The organism is Candidatus Accumulibacter contiguus (genome assembly GCF_036625285.1).
In the GTDB taxonomy this organism is placed as follows: Bacteria; Pseudomonadota; Gammaproteobacteria; order Burkholderiales; family Rhodocyclaceae; genus Accumulibacter; species Accumulibacter contiguus.
Genome location: NZ_JAZKUC010000002.1, coordinates 1,289,992 through 1,305,108 on the forward strand (window position 1 = coordinate 1,289,992; position 15,117 = coordinate 1,305,108).

Sequence of the window (15,117 nt, forward strand, 5' to 3'; positions counted from 1 at the left end):
CACAACCCCTTTCGCGGTGCGTATTCCACGAGTACCTCAGGGCATATACTGGACAGTGATTCCAGGGCAAAACTGGAATGTGCGCAAAGCCACCATCGCCGAACCCGACCTGCTGGCGATCTCTCGCGCGCTGGGCGAAACTGGCACCGATGTACAACAGCCCGGCGAGTGCGGTCATTGCCATCGTCAGGGACAGGTAGAGCGCCGGATCGGCGGTCGCCAATCCGAAGGAGTGTCGGCAAATCTTACACCTGAGGCTTGCCCCAGACCGAGGAAGCAACATAAATGCTTGAAAAAAGATGGATACATCAACCTGGCACACCCTTTGCTTAGTATTCTTCAGCCGCGCAATTCCGCGCAGCAAACAACCAATAGAGGACTAACCTATGAAATTTTCTCGCTTGTGCGCGGTAGCCGTAACGTCGGCTGCAGCTGCCTTGGCCACTCCAGCCTCTGCCATTCCGATTGACGTCATCTTCAACGTCGCGGCGCTTGGCGCCTTCACTGCCAATACCGGCGATGTAACGACTGCAGCCACCATTTCTAGCGGTGCTCCGGATTTGGTTGGCGCAATCATAGCGAACAACGTCGGTCTGGTCGCTGGCCAACCGGTGACCCTGTCCGACCCATTGGGAGTGACCATCGGTAGCGTCTTCACGAAAGAGTTCACCACGGCGATGGGAACGTTCCTGGAAACTCTGACGGTGACGGCGCGCACCCCTGGCGCGACCTCGCTGGGCATTCTTGCCGTGGGTACGATCACGCAAACGGTTGGAATCGGTTTCGATCCGACGCCGGTGTACTGGTCCGCCGCGTACACGCAGAACGCTGGCCCAGGCAGCCAGATCAACGGTTCGTTCAACAATTCAACGACGCCGCCTCCCGGCCTTCCTGAGCCTTCGTCGCTTGCTCTGCTTGGCCTCGCCGTGACCGGCCTTGGCATGGCGCGCCGCCGCCGCAACTGACCGGCAGGAATCGACCACCCCCGAGCCCGGAGGCTGACAAGAGGAACTTAGGCAAGTCGGGTTTGCGAGGATGGGCGTCCGTCGGTTGCGGGCGCCCATTTTGGTTTTGCACGTCGCACCGAAGACCGGAGATCCCAACGAATTCTCACCCTAGGCAACGAACCGGCGCAGCCTTCAGCATGGTTGCCGCGCTATCCAGAGTTTGCCGCGTTGGCCCGATTCTTCGAGCAACCACGAGCGAATCGGCACCGTCAGGGCAGAGCCCAGACGTACCCGGAGCACCCGGGCCAGGGTGACCCAGCACGGACTGTTCACAAAGGTCGGACGATTGGCCTTGTGGCTGTGATCGTGCTGGATGCTGATACGGTCCCTCATTAGGCGCCGCGCGCTCACTATCCCATAGCCATGTCAAGTTTTTTCGCGGCGCCGGAGTGCTCCCGGCATGTGTCGGCGGTCGCGAGTGTCTAAATTTCAGTGATGTTTCATATCCTATCCTCTACAGTCGTTCAGCCGTTCTCGAAAACCGAGAAGTAGTTCCTCGCTTTCTCGCCAGCGCAACTCATAATCCGTTTGCTTCAAACGAAAATCCTGACAGAGCACGAACGACGCCAGTGCGGTTTTCTGCATCGGCATCCGGCCCGCTCGCGGGGATTCGTCCAGTCGAGCCAGCGCCATCACCACTTCCGCAGTCTCAAAGTTTCACGCAAGGAAACCTGATCATGAGGATCCTGGGTATCATCTTCCTTGCCGCCTTCGTGGCGGCTTTCGCCGGCATTGCCGCCAAAGTTCCGCTGATCACGGCTGGCAGCTTTGCCAGGGTGGCGGTCAGCGCCGCAATCATTGCCGCGCTGCCAACGCTGATCTGCTGGGGAATCGCTCAGGTCATCAAGTTCTACCGGAATTGTCGCCTGACCCGCCGGGCGTAAGCCCACATCGTTCGGCAGGATTGGCCATCATCTCGCCCATGCGGATCGGGCGGGCAGGCGCCCAGGCGGGATTGAAGCAGAGCGCGTCTTTCGGGAAGAGCATGACCACCGTCGAGCCGAGCAGGAAGCGTCCCATTTCATCGCCTTTCTTCAGGACGATCTGCGGGTCGTCGTAAAGCCATTCGCGAATTTCGCGGACACGCGGTGGGTTGACCGTGCCGTGCCAGACGGTGGCCATGCTGCCGACGATGGTGGCGCCGACCAGGGTCAGGACGAAGGGGCCAAACTCGGCCTCGAAGACGCAGACGACACGCTCATTGCGGGCGAACAAACCCGGCACGCCACGTGCGGTCGTCGGGTTGACCGAGAACAACTCGCCGGGAACATGGATCATTCGCGTCAGGCGGCCATCGACCGGCATGTGGATGCGGTGATAGTCGCGCGGGCTGAGGTAGAGGGTGGCGAAAGCGCCATTCTCGAAGCGGGCAGCGAGTTGGCGGTTGCCGCCGACGAGGGCAGCGGTCGAGTAGCGATGGCCTTTGGCCTGGAACATCTGGTCGCCTTCGATGCCGCCAAACTGGCTGATCGCGCCGTCGACCGGGCAGAGAAAAGCGGCGTCGGCAAGCGGCCGCGCACCGGCACGCAGCGGCCGGGTGAAGAACTCATTGAAGCTCCGGTAGCTGGCCGGATCGGGATTGGCGGCCTCGCTCAGGTCGACGCCGTAGCGCTGAACAAACCAGCGAATGACATGCGTCGTGAGGCTGCCGGCTGCACGCTCGGCGAGCTTGCCGGCGATTGTGGTCAGTGCCTGTTTGGGAAGAAGGTATTGAAACAGTACGGCGAGACGGTCGGACACGATCGCGGCGCTGAGATTAACGCAGCGAAGCGTTGATCTTCTCAAGCGCGGCCAATCCGGGGCAGAGTTCGGCAGCGCCAAGGGTGTTCAGGGGCGCTTCGACGGTGTCGAGTTGCTGGTGCAGATCACAGGCGTCGCTGTCGAGGTAGAGCAGGCCAGTGACCACCTCGCCACGTGCGGCGTGTTCCTGAACGTAGCTCATCGCCCGGATGCGGTCGCCGGGGTCGTAATCGGCGTGCAGCTTGCGCAGACGCACCACCGAACCGTCGTGCTGGCGTACCTCGGTCACTTCGCCGGCGCCGTACTCGGCGGTGATCTCTTCGCGCTGCGGAAAGAAGTCCAGGCGATTCACCGCCTCGTTGTGCTCGCGCACGTAGTCGTAGCTCTTGGTGCTGCCGCCATGGTTGTTGAAGGCGATGCACGGTGAGAGGATGTCGATCACCGCCGCGCCCTGGTGGGCCAGCGCGGCGCGGATCAGTGGCACGAGTTGGGACTTGTCGCCGGAGAAGCCGCGCGCGACGAAGGTCGCTCCCATGACCAGGGCGAGAGTGACCAGGTCGATCGGTGCGTCGTTGTTGGTCTGCCCCTTCTTGGACTTGGAGCCCTTGTCGGCGGTCGCCGAGAACTGTCCCTTGGTCAGTCCGTAGACACCGTTGTTCTCGACCAGGTAAGTCATGTTGACGCCCCGGCGCATGACGTGCGCAAACTGGCCGAGGCCGATCGACGCCGAGTCGCCGTCACCCGAGACACCAAGGTAGATCAGTTCGCGGTTGGCCAGATAGGCGCCGGTGAGCACCGAGGGCATGCGTCCATGCACGGTGTTGAAACCGTGCGAGTTGCCCAGGAAGTAATCAGGCGTCTTCGACGAGCAACCGATTCCCGAGAGCTTGGCGACGCGGTGCGGCTCGATGTCGAGTTCCCAGCAGGCCTGGATGATGGCGGCCGAGATCGAGTCGTGGCCGCAACCGGCGCAGAGCGTCGAAATCCGGCCTTCGTAGTCGCGGCGGGTGTAGCCGACACGGTTCTTGGCGAGCGAGGGGTGGTGCAGCTTGGGTTTTGCGAGGTAGGTCATCTCAGGCCACCATGTCGTGTCGGAGTGGGCGCACGTTCAGGCGCGAAACGCGCTCGGCGATCTCCTGGGTGATGAAGCGCGCGGTGATCGGCGTGCCGTCGTAGTGCAGTACCGGAATCAGGTTGGCCGGGTTGACTCCGGCCTCGTTGACCAGCAGCGTCGTCAGTTGGCCGTCGAAGTTCTGTTCGAACACGAAGACCTTGGAGTGCGAAGCGATGAAGTCCGCGATCTCGTTCTGGAACGGGAAAGCGCGGATGCGCAGGGCGTTGATGTAGATTCCCTGCTCGGCGAGCGTGTCGAGTGCCTCCTGCATGGCCGGGCCGGTCGAACCGTAGAAGAGGGCGGCAAAGCGTGCCGGGTATCTGGCGGCACAGAGTACCGGCAAGGGTAGCAGCGACTTGGCGGTCTCGAACTTCTGTCGCAGCCGCTGCATGTTGTAGATGTAATCGGCGCCGGCTTCCGAGTAGCCGGCGTAGGCGTTCTTGGTCGTGCCGCGGGTGAAGTAACCACCCTTGGTCGGATGCGTTCCCGGATAGGTACGGTAGGGAATGCCGTCGCCGTCGACGTCGAGGTAGCGACCGAAATCGGCACCGGCGTCGAGCGCCTCGCGGGTCATCACCTTGCCACGGTCATATGACCGGCTGTCGTCCCAGGTAAACGGCCGGCATAGCCGCTGGTTCATGCCGATGTCGAGGTCGCTCATGACGAACACCGGCGTCTGCAGGCGCTCGGCGAGATCGAGCGCCTGCGCCGACATCTCGAAGCACTCGTAGGGATCTTCGGGAAACAGCAGCACGTGCCGGGTGTCGCCGTGCGAGGCGTAAGCGCAGGCGAGCACATCGGCCTGCTGGGTGCGCGTCGGCATGCCGGTGGACGGGCCACCGCGCTGCACGTTGATCAGCACCGCCGGGATCTCGGCGAAATAGGCGAGACCGATGAACTCGCTCATCAGCGAAATGCCGGGGCCGGAAGTTGCGGTGAATGAGCGCGCGCCATTCCAGCCAGCGCCGATGACCATGCCGATCGACGCCAGCTCGTCTTCGGCCTGTACGATCGAATAGCGATGAGCACCAGTTTCCGGATCGACGCGCAGCTTTTGTGCGTAGCGCTGAAAAGCTTCAGCGACCGAAGACGATGGGGTGATCGGATACCATGCGCAGACCGTCGCGCCACCGTAGATGCAGCCGAGCGCGGCGGCATGGTTGCCATCGACGAAAATGCGGTCGCCGACGCAGTCGCGGCGCTCGACCTTGATCGCGATTGGTTTGAGGTGGGTATGCCCGTAGTCGATACCCAGCTTGAGCGCCTGGATGTTGGAGTCGAGCAGCTTTTCCTTGCCTTTGTACTGCTCACCGAAGAGCTTCTCGATCTCGGCCGGGTCGATGTCGAGCAGTGCCGTCAGCGCGCCGACATAGATGATGTTCTTGAACAACTGGCGCTCGCGCGCGTCGCTGTAGGCCTGGTTGCAGATCTCGGTGAGCGGCATGCCGCGGACGTGGATGTCGTCGCGAAATTTCGCGCGCGGCAGCGGTTTCGAGCTGTCGTAGAAGAGATATCCGCCGGGGTCGATTTCCCGGACATCCTGGTCCCAGGTCTGCGGATTCATGGCCACCATCATGTCCACGCCGCCGCGGCGACCGAGATAGCCGTGCTCGGTGACGCGCACTTCGAACCAGGTCGGCAGCCCCTGGATGTTGGAAGGAAAGATGTTGCGTGGCGAGACCGGCACGCCCATGCGCAGGATGGCGCGCGCAAAAAGCTCGTTCGCCGATGCCGACCCCGAGCCGTTGATGTTGGCGAACTTGACGACGAAATCATTGACCGCTTCGATCTTCTGCATGGCTGTTTTCCTTAAGCGCTTGCTGGCTGCATACCGGCACTGCGACAGCCGGCGCCCGCGTATGTCATCTTGAGCAGAAACTTCTGCATGTCCCATGCCCCGGTCGGGCAGCGCTCGGCGCACAGGCCGCAGTGCAGGCAGACATCCTCGTCCTTGACCATCACCCGACCGGTCTTCAGCGTCTCCGACACGTAGAGATCCTGGCTCAGGTTGAGCGCCGGGGCGCGCAGCCGCGGGCGCAGTTCGTTTTCTTCGCCATTGGCGGTGAAGCTGATGCTGTCCATCGGGCAGATATCCATGCAGGCATCGCATTCGATGCACAGCTTCGACGTGAATACCGTCTGGACATCGCAGTTCAGGCAGCGCTGCGCTTCCTTGAAAGCGAGTTGCGGGTCGAAACCCAGTTCGACCTCGATCCTGATGTTTTTGAGTGCAGCGCTGATGTCGCGCAGCGGCACGCGCAGGCGGCGATCAGCCGAGATGGCATTGTCGTAGCGCCAGGCGTGGATGCCCATTTTCTGCGAGATCAGATGGGTCATTGGCGCAGGACGGGCGGCAATGTCCTCGCCGTTCAACAGCCGGTCGATCGAGACTGCCGCTTCGTGGCCGTGCGCGACCGCCCAGATGATGTTTTTCGGGCCGAAAGCGGCGTCGCCCCCAAAGAACACATTCGCAACGGTCGATTGCAGGGTCCGCTCATCGAGTTTGGGCAGTCCCCATCGGTCGAATTCGATGCCGATGTCGCGTTCGATCCAGGGAAAGGCGTTGTCCTGGCCGACGGCGACCAGTACCTCGTCGCATTCGAAGTGCGCGTCGGGTTCGCCGGTCGGTATCAGGCTGCGCCGTCCCTGCTCGTCGAAAACCGCACGTACTTTCTCGAAGGTGACGCCGGTGAGGCGGCCACTGTTGTGGGTAAACGCCTTGGGGACGAGATTGTTGAGGATCGGGATGCCTTCGTGCATCGCGTCTTCCTTTTCCCAGGAACTGGCCTTCATCTGCTCGAAACCCGAGCGGACAATGACCTTGACGTCTTCGCCGCCGAGCCGGCGCGAAGAACGACAGCAGTCCATTGCCGTGTTGCCGCCGCCGAGAACGATCACGCGCTTGCTGATCGAAGTGGTATGCCCGAAGGCAACGCTGGCCAGCCAGTCGATGCCGAGATGGATGTACTTGGCCGCTGCCTTGCGCCCTGGGATATCGAGGTCATGACCGCGGGGTGCCCCGGAGCCGACGAAGACCGCGTCGTAACCTTCGGCGAGCAGGTTTTTCAGAGAATTGACGTACTCGCCGCCGCGGAAGTCGACGCCGAGGCCGAGAACGTAACCCGTTTCCTCGTCGATGATCGCTTCGGGCAACCGGAATTTCGGGATCTGGGTACGCATCATGCCGCCGGCGCGGGCGTCGCCGTCGTAGATTACGACCTGATAACCGAGCGGTGCGAGGTCGCGCGCCACCGTCAGCGAAGCCGGACCGCCGCCGATGCAGGCCACGCGTCGACCGTTCTTCTCTTTGGCCGGTTGCGGCAGCAGTGGCCGGATGTCCTGTTTGTAGTCGGCAGCGACGCGTTTCAGGCGGCAGATCGCAACCGGTTCCTTGCGCTCGCGACCATCGGCCGCTTCGTCCTCGACGCGGCTGCGCCGGCACGCCGGTTCGCAGGGACGGTCGCAGGTGCGTCCAAGGATGCCGGGAAAGACGTTCGACACCCAGTTGACCATATAGGCCTCGCTATAGCGGCCGGCGGCGATCAGGCGGATGTACTCGGGAACGGGGGTGTGGGCAGGGCACGCCCACTGGCAATCAACGACTTTGTGGAAATAGTCGGGTGCGCCGATATCGGTGGGCTTCAAGACGAACGTATCCTTTCATCGGTACGGGTCCGGAGCCACGGCCGCTGGCTCCAAAGATCGTCATACTAGCGCGCCGCTGCAGCGCTGAAAAGGGCTGTGGAGATTGATCGGTGTGATTCTTGCGGATGCACTAACCTTTGTGCAATGATCGACTTCATGTCAGCGATTCTTCGGCATTCGAGAAAGCTGCCGAAACCTGCAATACGCATGCCTTTGTGCTACAGGCGTACCATTGCTGTAAGATGTGTGAACCTCAGTGTTCCGGGAGTATCGAGCATGGTCCGCAAGTTCTGTTTGTCGTTCTTCGCCGTATGTTTTTCGTTCCTGGTTCGCGCCGAGGTGGTCGATATCGACAATGCCGAGCTGGCGCGGCTGGTTGCTGCAGGGGTGCCGCTGATCGACATCCGCACTGCCGGTGAATGGCAGGAAACCGGAGTCGTCGCCGGCAGCAAGTTGCTGACCTATTTCGACGAGCGCGGTCGCTCCAATCCGCCAGTCTGGCTGCAGAAAGTGCAGGAAGTGGCCAGGCCGGACCAGCCGCTCATCGTCATCTGTCGAAGTGGCAACCGTACCAGGGCAGCCAGCCAGTTTCTCTCGGAGCAGGCGGGTTACCGGACGGTGTACACCGTGAAAGGCGGCATTCGTGCCTGGGAGAAGGAAGGTCGTTCGCTGACGCCGGCGACGAGCACAGTCGCCGCCTGTGCGGCCGGGGCCGGCACGCGCTGCTGACGGCGCTGCGCGGCGGGCGAGTTCAGGGAGTCAGAGAAGGCTCTCCCCGAGCAGTGCTGCATACACCTCCAGGTCTCGCCGCGAGAAGCAGCAGAAGAATACTTCCTGGATGGGTCCGCCTGCGGGTAGCGAAGAACGCACTGTCGACACCGCGATCGTCGCCGCCTGTTCGATCGGGTAGCCATAGATGCCGGTGCTGATGCTCGGGAAGGCCATGGTCATCACGCCCTGGGCAGTGGCAAGTTCGACCGATCGCCGATAACACGCAGCCAGCAACTCGGCTTCGCCACTGCTGCCGCCATGCCAGACCGGACCAACGGTATGGATGATGTAGCGGGCGGGCAGGCGAAAGCCCTGGGTGAGCCTGGCGTCGCCAGTCGGGCAGCCGCCGAGCAGACGACAGGCCTGTCGTAATTCGGGACCAGCGGCGCGGTGGATGGCGCCGTCCACGCCGCCGCCGCCAAGCAGCGACGAGTTGGCGGCGTTCACGATCGCATCCACCGCGAGCGTGGTGATGTCGGCTTGCAGGGCTTGCAACAGGGCTGGCATGGTCAGAGGATCTCGAAGGCTTTCTGATCAACAACAGGAAAGCAAGTATGCCCAGCATTCTGCGAGCAGGCAAGCAATGAGCCTACTCAATCGGCATCCGCGTGAGCTGTGTAAAATACGCACCCCGGCGCACTCTACTGGCCTGGCCTGGCGCGTGCGACACAGGCGCATGCATTCACCCAGCGGAAATGACCATGAAACTACACGAGCAATTGAATCTCCTGACGGTGGACGAGCTGAAGCAGAGACGCGACCTGACGCCCACTGGCGACCGCTCGACGCGCAAGGCGGAGATCATCGAGGCGCTCGCCCAGTATCTTCTGGCCGGCGATCTGAGCAGCGTCTGGCAGCGCCTGTCCGCACTGGACATCGACGCCATCGCCGAGGCGGTCCACCACTGGGGAGGGCGCTTCGACCCGGTGCGCTTCCGGCTCCGGTACGGCAAGATCCCCGAGTACTTCGGGCGGCGCAGCTATTCCTGGGGCACGTTAAAGGTCGAACAACCCAGCGTCCTCAAGCTCTTCTTCTACCAGGGCGAGATCCCCGAGGATCTGCTGCCGCGTCTGGCCGGGCTGGCACCGCGGCCTGCCGAGCTGGCGATCACCACCCTGAGCGACGAGGAACTGCCGACCACCGTTGCGTCGAATGGGGCGGCCGGCGCATCCGAGCCGCTGCGCCTCGTCGCCACCGAGGCGCTGGTGCGAAATGACCTGCCGGCGGTGCTGCGGCTGATCGGGCAGGGCGGCATCGCGGTCGGCCCGAAGACCGGTCTGCCGAGCAGTGCCGCAGTGGCGAAACTGGAGTCGATCCTGCTCGGCGGCGACTGGTACCAGCTGGAAGACGACCTGGGTAGCCAGCGCTGGGCTGGCGGGGCGATCCGTCCGATTCGCCCCTTTGCCTGGCCGCTGCTGCTGCAGGTCGCTGGGCTGGCAAAGCTGGACGGCAGCAAGCTGGCACTGACCGCCCGCGGCAGCAAGGCTCTGTCGCAGCCGCTCGAAACGGTCGTCTCGCATCTGTTCGAGCGCTGGCAGGCGAAGGGAGCGCCGGACGAACTGCGCCGCGTGGACCTGATCAAGGGCCAGACCAGCCGATCGGCACAGCTCAGTGCCCTGGCCGATCGCCGTACGGTGATCGCTGAGGCCCTCAAGGATTGCTGTCCCGTCGGTCGCTGGATCTCCCTCGACGAGTTTTTCCGCCAGATGCGGTTTCGCAACCACGACTTCGAGGTTACTTACAATGCCTGGGCCCTGTACTTTTCCGACCCGAACTACGGCAGCCTGGGCACCGAGGGCTTCGGGGGGTTCGAGACCTGCAGGCGCGCTACATCCTCGTCTATCTCTTCGAGTATCTGGCGACGCTCGGCCTGCTCGACGTCGCCTACACCAGCCCCTACCACGCCAGACCCGACTACAGCGAGGCCTGGGGAACCGACGACTTCCTGTTCCTGAGCCGTTACGATGGCCTGCGCTACGTTCGCCTCAATGCCCTCGGCGCTTTTTGCCTCGGATTGACCCCGGATTACCGACCGGCTGTCGAGAAGAAGCCGCCGCTACTGGCGGCTGAGCTGCACGCGCGCTACGAGCGTCTGAGTCCCGACGAGCAACGCATCCTGCGGGTGTTGTCGGTGGTCTGCGAATCGGTCGGGCAGACCGTGCTGCAGCAGATCCTCGATACCCTCGCCTGGCATGACCGGCTCGGTCCAGTTGGAGATCGGAAAGACGCTCTTGAGACTTGCGTATTTATATCCAAAGCAGTATGTTCAGTCCATGAAACTACTCCGATTCCTGGGTGATTCGCTCAAGTGCTTGCGGGAATTCCCCGAGGATGCCAGGCACGATGTGGGTTACCAACTGGACAAGGTGCAACGCGGCGAGCAGCCCGACGATTTCAGGCCCATGCCTGCCATCGGCAAGGGCGTCGAGGAAATCCGGGTGTGGGACGACACCGGCACCTACCGCGTGATCTACACAGCCAGGCTGGCGGATGCGGTCTACGTGCTGCACGCTTTCCAGAAGAAAACGCAGACGACGGCCAAGCGCGACGTTGAACTTGCCAAGAGACGATTCACCGAACTGATGATGGATGTCCAATGAACAAACCAGAAACTTTCAGCAGCGTGTGGGATGCGATCGCCGACACACCCCAGCAGGCCGCCAACCTTCAGGCGCGCGCCGAACTGATGCGGCAGATCGCGGCCATCATCAAGGACAGCGACTGGAAGCAGGCCGACGCTGCAACCCATTGCGGCGTTACACAGCCGCGCATCAATGACCTGTTGCGCGGGCGCGTGTCGCGGTTCTCCCTCGATGCTCTGGTGAACATCGCCACGGCGCTGGGCCGGCGCGTGCATATGGAGTTGGAAGTAGCGTAAGCAGGCGCTGGCTGTGCCGGCGACCTGCCAAGCAAAACGCAGGGTGTCCCGGCCCGGCAATTCACCTTCGCACGGAGCCCATCACCTTGTGTTCCGCCCACGGTGCTCGTACAACACCACGGAGATGTTGTCGTTCCCGCCGGAATGGTTTGCGCGGTCGACCAACTGCGTCGCGATCTGGCGCATCGAGCCATCGCTGCCCATCGCGTCGGCAATCTCCTGATCGGAGAGCATCTCCCATAGTCCGTCGGAGCACAGGAGCACTCGGTCGCCAGAATTCAATGGGCAGAGGTTCATCTCCGGAGCGAATCCGACAGCCATTCCGATGGCCCGCAGTACCTCGTTCTTGTCTGGATACGCGCGTGCCTCATCCCGCGTCAACACGCCGACCGCGACCAGTTCGGCGACCACCGAATGATCATTGGTGAGCGCGCGCAGTTGCTGCCCACTCCACAAATAGCCACGCACGTCGCCGACATGGCAGAGATAGAGCGTGTCGTCGTGAATACAGGCGAGAATCAGCGTGCAGCCCATCCGGCGCGTCCCGCCCGAATCTTGGCTCGCCTCCTGGCTCGCCGCCAGAACGCGCTCCTGTGCTGCTTCCATGGCATCGCACATCGCCTGCTGCAGGGTTTCGGCGTCAGCCGCAGGCAAGGCCCCAAGATGCTCCCGGATGGCCGCGATCGCCAGTGCGCTGGCCACTTCGCCGGCGGCGTGGCCGCCCATGCCGTCGGCGACGATCATCATCCGCCCGTCGTCGGACAAGTAGACGAGATCCTCGTTGTGATCGCGCACCCGTCCGACATCGCTGATCGCACACAGTTGATCGGATGGCGCCATCGTATTGCGGCGCGCGTTGTCCGGGGCGACCGCAGGATTCGTGCTCATCGGCGAAATCGGCGCGGGTTTTCCGCGAACCGCCTCCTGCAAGCGCCGGAATAGGGTTTGAAACATGGGCACATGGCTCACACCGCGCCCAGCAACGCATCGCGAAAAGCGGCGGCGGTCTGAAAGCGCTGGTTCGGGTCCTTTTTGACCGCGCGGTCCACGACGGCCGCAAGCCGCTCTGGAATGGACGCGTCGCGCTGGCGAATCGGAATCGGCTCCTCGTTGAGAATGATTTTGAACGGATGCTGGATTCGCTCGATTTTCATGATCATGCGCAGGGCATCCTCCGGCGTCCGCCATTCCTCGGGCTTCTGGCGCCGGATTTCGCGGATGTCCGCAGGCGTGGGAAAGTCCAGGCTGTAGCGGCCGGTCAGCAGGTAGTACAGCATGTTGCCGACGGCGTAGAGGTCGGCCGGTTCCTTCACCGTTGCGGTATTGCGCACCTGCTCGGGCGGCATGTACATCAGTGTGCCCATTGCCGTGTTGAGCTTGGTGATGCGTGTGCCGCCCGCCAGACCATAGCACTTCAGTCCGTCGCGATGGTCGGCGAGAATTCTGGAGGCGCGCTGGCTCTGGGTTTCCAGGGTGTGGTGGACGGCTGCGTGGCAGCGCTCGGCCTCACGGCCGCCAAGCAACTGGCAGATGCGGTCTTCGAGGTCGCGCCGGGTGTGCGAGCGCCGCTCCTCCTTGTCCTCGAAAGCGGCGTAGCCGCCGAAGTTTCCGCGCCCGACGATGGTGACGTAGATCGGTGGGCTACCGGTGGCGCACATGATCAGCGCGTGACCGGCTTCGTGGCGGGCCGTGCGCAGCCCATCCGTCGCCGCCCTGGCCTCACCCAGGGTCACTTGTTCAAAGGCCTCGGCCAGCAGGGCGTCGGTCAGGACGCCGTCGTTCGTCAGCGCCATGACTGCCGCCTGAGCGAGAATGCGCTCGTAATCGGCAACGGACATGCCTTGTCCCTGGGCCGCCAGGCGCTCGATCATGGCGTCGCTCACTTCGTGTCGCGCCTTGGCGGCGAGCCGCCGGTGCAGGTAGGTCTCGCGCTCGCTGCGCGTCGGCAGTTCCACTTCGATAGTGCGGCTGAAGCGCCGCAAGAGTGCGGGGTCGAGGGTCTCGACACGGTTAGTTGCGGCGAGGACGATCACCGGCCGATCCGTCGGCTTGCCGAAACCGTCCATCTCGATCAGCAGTTGGTTCAGGGCGAGCGCCTCGGCGTGCCCGACGTGGCCCGCCTTGACTTCGGCGCGGTTGCCACCGATGGCGTCGATTTCGTCGATGAACAGAATGCTGGGCGCGTGCGAACAGCTCGCGGATGGCCTCGGGACCGCTGCCCTGATACTTGGTGACAAAGCTGGTTGCCGCCTCGGACGGATCTTCCCCCAGCCAGCAAGCGCAGTTATGCTGTAACTATCGGTTTTTGTTAAAAAAATAGCCGATGCCGCAAAAGCGGCGCCTGCCTACGCGGCGAGCTTGTCGGCTTTGGCCTTGAGCGGGAAGGACAGACCGATGGCGCTGAGGATTTTGGCCTGTTGATCGTCCGGGCGTGGCAGATGCGTGTGACGCTGACCGTTGCGGTCGGTGGTGTAGAGATAGGTCAATCGTCCGAGGGCCACCAGGGCGTCGTCCGGGGTGATGGCGGCGGGGTCGTCTTCGGTGCTGCCGAAGGTCTGCCGCAGAGCCGCTTCAAACCGCCGCGTGATTTTTAAGGCCAGCATCGCCACGAAGACATGCGCCTTGGTCCGCTCGGCCTTGCGCAGGAAGATCGGGCGAATTTCCAGAAAGGTGGTTTTCACGGTGCGGAAGTTGCGCTCGACTTTTTGCAGATCGCGATAACGCGCATCGACCGTCTTCGCGTCCATCAAGGTGAGCGGCACATTGGTTTCCAGCAGATAGCAGCCGTCGAGCAGAGCGTCTTGCTCTTTGGCCTCCTCGTCGATGGTACAGACAATGACGCGTTCTTTCAGCGTCAGGGTGACAAACGCGCTGAGCTTGTGGCTCTTGGTCCAGCGCTGCAAGGCGGCCAGGCCTGCTGCCGCGCTGGCGCGCTTGGAGTCCTTGACGAAGGCATTACGTTCGGCGACCTTCGCTTGCAACTGCGCCAGCTTGTCCTCCCGCCGACGCTCCTCGCGCACCCGCACAGTCTCGTTGCGGCGCACGATCAGGCGTTTATCGTTGTGCTCCACCTCGCACAGATGCGCATCGAAGAGATCCGTCTGCAGCACCCCCTCCTTGAGGAAGGTGCGTATCTGCGCGTCCGTCAACGCCGTGATATAACGGAAGCCCTGTACCGACAGCGCGGCTTTCCCCTTGGCCTTGATCATTCCCCGATCGCCGACCATCACCACCTCGGCAATGCCGAATTGTTCCTTCAGGATCGTGATCTGGCTGGCCACCGTCGTCGGGTCCGCGGTATTCCCTTCGAAGACCCGCACGGCCAGAGGCTCCCCGTCCTCCGCGGTCAACAAACCGATGACGATTTGCGGCTTGCCGCGCTTGCCGTCGCGGTTGTAACCATATTGCCCCAGCTCGTTGCATTCCCCTTCAAAGTAGCTCGAAGTGACGTCGTAAAGCACCAGCACGGGCGGTTGGCCCTGCGCCTTGACATAGGCCTGGTAAAGCTCCCGCTCGATGCGTTCCTGCTGGCTCGCCAGCCAGTCCAGCGCGGCATAGAGGTCGTCCTCATCGAACGCCTCCACCGCCAACACATCGGCCACCGTGTGCTGTTTCGCCCAGCGTACCGCCGACAACCGCGAGCCACCATGCGCGATACGCGCGAGAATCAGGAACAGGTTGAGCTTGCTTTCCGCAGCGCTGCCCAGCACCCGCGTGAGGCCCACCTGGTCGGCCAACTGCTTGAGGGCAAACAGCACCCCAAAAATCTCGCCGCTGGTCATCTCTCCCGACCAGTCGTCGAATTCGCCCTTCACCAGACGTTCCATGGCGACGATTCGTTCCGGTGCCCAGTTCGTCAGATTGGCGATGGTTCGTGTGCAGACTTTGCCTCCCTCGCGATAGGACTCGCGAAGCAGGATGGCCGGCCTGGACTTTCGGTTGGGGACGCGGGCGATGTACAT

The 15,117-nt window shown here is 62.8% G+C and carries 14 protein-coding genes and 1 pseudogene; 6 read left to right on the plus strand and 9 right to left on the minus strand.

The genetic code is table 11. The annotated features are described in order from the left end of the window. Window positions 1-437 precede the first annotated feature (437 nt). The gene (locus V5B59_RS24700; RefSeq protein WP_248594871.1) at window positions 438-965 is read left to right on the plus strand and encodes a PEP-CTERM sorting domain-containing protein; all 528 of its coding nucleotides are present in this window, start codon (window positions 438-440) and stop codon (window positions 963-965) included. Between the two features lie 183 nt (window positions 966-1,148). Here the strand turns inward: V5B59_RS24700 and V5B59_RS26515 are convergent. After that, window positions 1,149-1,328: pseudogene (locus tag V5B59_RS26515) on the minus strand (IS701 family transposase); the annotation flags it as partial. A gap of 356 nt (window positions 1,329-1,684) precedes the next feature. Here V5B59_RS26515 and V5B59_RS24705 point away from each other — a divergent pair. Next, entirely contained in the window at window positions 1,685-1,891 is a 207-nt protein-coding gene (locus tag V5B59_RS24705; protein ID WP_034909888.1) for a hypothetical protein, read from the plus strand. On the opposite strand, the gene asd is transcribed toward V5B59_RS24705, so the two are convergent. From asd to V5B59_RS24725, 4 genes are read right to left on the minus strand one after another with little or no spacing between them, the layout of a single operon-like run. Next, window positions 1,851-2,747: an archaetidylserine decarboxylase gene (asd, locus tag V5B59_RS24710; protein ID WP_169070608.1), complete on the minus strand. Its 897-nt coding sequence runs from the start codon at window positions 2,745-2,747 to the stop codon at window positions 1,851-1,853. The two genes, V5B59_RS24705 and asd, sit on opposite strands and share 41 nt — an antisense overlap. Window positions 2,748-2,763: 16 nt before the next feature. Beyond that, window positions 2,764-3,819, minus strand: coding sequence for a 2-oxoacid:ferredoxin oxidoreductase subunit beta (locus tag V5B59_RS24715; protein ID WP_169070607.1), 1,056 nt, complete (start codon window positions 3,817-3,819; stop codon window positions 2,764-2,766). 1 nt (window position 3,820) lies between these two features. After that, the gene (locus V5B59_RS24720) at window positions 3,821-5,659 is read right to left on the minus strand and encodes a 2-oxoacid:acceptor oxidoreductase subunit alpha (protein ID WP_169070606.1); all 1,839 of its coding nucleotides are present in this window, start codon (window positions 5,657-5,659) and stop codon (window positions 3,821-3,823) included. Window positions 5,660-5,670: 11 nt separating this feature from the next. Beyond that, window positions 5,671-7,506: an FAD-dependent oxidoreductase gene (locus V5B59_RS24725; RefSeq protein WP_169070605.1), complete on the minus strand. Its 1,836-nt coding sequence runs from the start codon at window positions 7,504-7,506 to the stop codon at window positions 5,671-5,673. 276 nt (window positions 7,507-7,782) lie between these two features. Here V5B59_RS24725 and V5B59_RS24730 point away from each other — a divergent pair, with 276 nt between their 5' ends. Further along, window positions 7,783-8,235: a rhodanese-like domain-containing protein gene (locus V5B59_RS24730; RefSeq protein WP_169070604.1), complete on the plus strand. Its 453-nt coding sequence runs from the start codon at window positions 7,783-7,785 to the stop codon at window positions 8,233-8,235. A gap of 30 nt (window positions 8,236-8,265) precedes the next feature. Here V5B59_RS24730 and V5B59_RS24735 read toward each other — a convergent pair whose 3' ends face one another. Beyond that, window positions 8,266-8,784 (minus strand): O-acetyl-ADP-ribose deacetylase, encoded by a 519-nt coding sequence (locus V5B59_RS24735; protein WP_169070603.1) that lies wholly within the window; start codon window positions 8,782-8,784, stop codon window positions 8,266-8,268. Between the two features lie 194 nt (window positions 8,785-8,978). Between V5B59_RS24735 and V5B59_RS24740 the strand changes: the two genes are divergently transcribed. From V5B59_RS24740 to V5B59_RS24750, 3 genes are all read left to right on the plus strand, one after another. Next, entirely contained in the window at window positions 8,979-10,232 is a 1,254-nt protein-coding gene (locus tag V5B59_RS24740) for a hypothetical protein (protein ID WP_332352450.1), read from the plus strand. A gap of 318 nt (window positions 10,233-10,550) precedes the next feature. Beyond that, window positions 10,551-10,877, plus strand: a complete 327-nt coding sequence (locus tag V5B59_RS24745) for a type II toxin-antitoxin system RelE/ParE family toxin (protein ID WP_332352451.1) — start codon at window positions 10,551-10,553, stop codon at window positions 10,875-10,877. Continuing rightward, window positions 10,874-11,155, plus strand: a complete 282-nt coding sequence (locus V5B59_RS24750; protein ID WP_332352452.1) for a helix-turn-helix domain-containing protein — start codon at window positions 10,874-10,876, stop codon at window positions 11,153-11,155. The genes V5B59_RS24745 and V5B59_RS24750 overlap by 4 nt, the downstream gene beginning before the upstream one ends. An 81-nt stretch (window positions 11,156-11,236) precedes the next feature. Here V5B59_RS24750 and V5B59_RS24755 read toward each other — a convergent pair whose 3' ends face one another. The 3 genes from V5B59_RS24755 to V5B59_RS24765 form a co-directional block, all read right to left on the minus strand. Then, window positions 11,237-12,043 (minus strand): PP2C family protein-serine/threonine phosphatase, encoded by an 807-nt coding sequence (locus V5B59_RS24755; RefSeq protein ID WP_332352453.1) that lies wholly within the window; start codon window positions 12,041-12,043, stop codon window positions 11,237-11,239. Between the two features lie 77 nt (window positions 12,044-12,120). Beyond that, window positions 12,121-13,392: an AAA family ATPase gene (locus V5B59_RS24760; RefSeq protein WP_332352454.1), complete on the minus strand. Its 1,272-nt coding sequence runs from the start codon at window positions 13,390-13,392 to the stop codon at window positions 12,121-12,123. Between the two features lie 108 nt (window positions 13,393-13,500). Continuing rightward, window positions 13,501-15,117, minus strand: coding sequence for an IS1634 family transposase (locus tag V5B59_RS24765; RefSeq protein WP_332351692.1), 1,617 nt, complete (start codon window positions 15,115-15,117; stop codon window positions 13,501-13,503).

Excerpts from the sequence above, each read along its gene's own strand:
- V5B59_RS24715 (WP_169070607.1), bottom strand. The coding sequence starts at position 3,819 with ATGACCTACCTCGCAAAACCCAAGCTGCACCACCCCTCGCTCGCCAAG.
- V5B59_RS24750 (WP_332352452.1), top strand. The coding sequence starts at position 10,874 with ATGAACAAACCAGAAACTTTCAGCAGCGTGTGGGATGCGATCGCCGAC.
- V5B59_RS24755 (WP_332352453.1), bottom strand. The coding sequence starts at position 12,043 with ATGAGCACGAATCCTGCGGTCGCCCCGGACAACGCGCGCCGCAATACG.
- V5B59_RS24730 (WP_169070604.1), top strand. The coding sequence starts at position 7,783 with ATGGTCCGCAAGTTCTGTTTGTCGTTCTTCGCCGTATGTTTTTCGTTC.
- V5B59_RS24765 (WP_332351692.1), bottom strand. The coding sequence starts at position 15,117 with ATGTACATCGCCCGCGTCCCCAACCGAAAGTCCAGGCCGGCCATCCTG.
- V5B59_RS24705 (WP_034909888.1), top strand. The coding sequence starts at position 1,685 with ATGAGGATCCTGGGTATCATCTTCCTTGCCGCCTTCGTGGCGGCTTTC.
- V5B59_RS24740 (WP_332352450.1), top strand. The coding sequence starts at position 8,979 with ATGAAACTACACGAGCAATTGAATCTCCTGACGGTGGACGAGCTGAAG.
- V5B59_RS24735 (WP_169070603.1), bottom strand. The coding sequence starts at position 8,784 with ATGCCAGCCCTGTTGCAAGCCCTGCAAGCCGACATCACCACGCTCGCG.
- V5B59_RS24720 (WP_169070606.1), bottom strand. The coding sequence starts at position 5,659 with ATGCAGAAGATCGAAGCGGTCAATGATTTCGTCGTCAAGTTCGCCAAC.
- V5B59_RS24745 (WP_332352451.1), top strand. The coding sequence starts at position 10,551 with ATGAAACTACTCCGATTCCTGGGTGATTCGCTCAAGTGCTTGCGGGAA.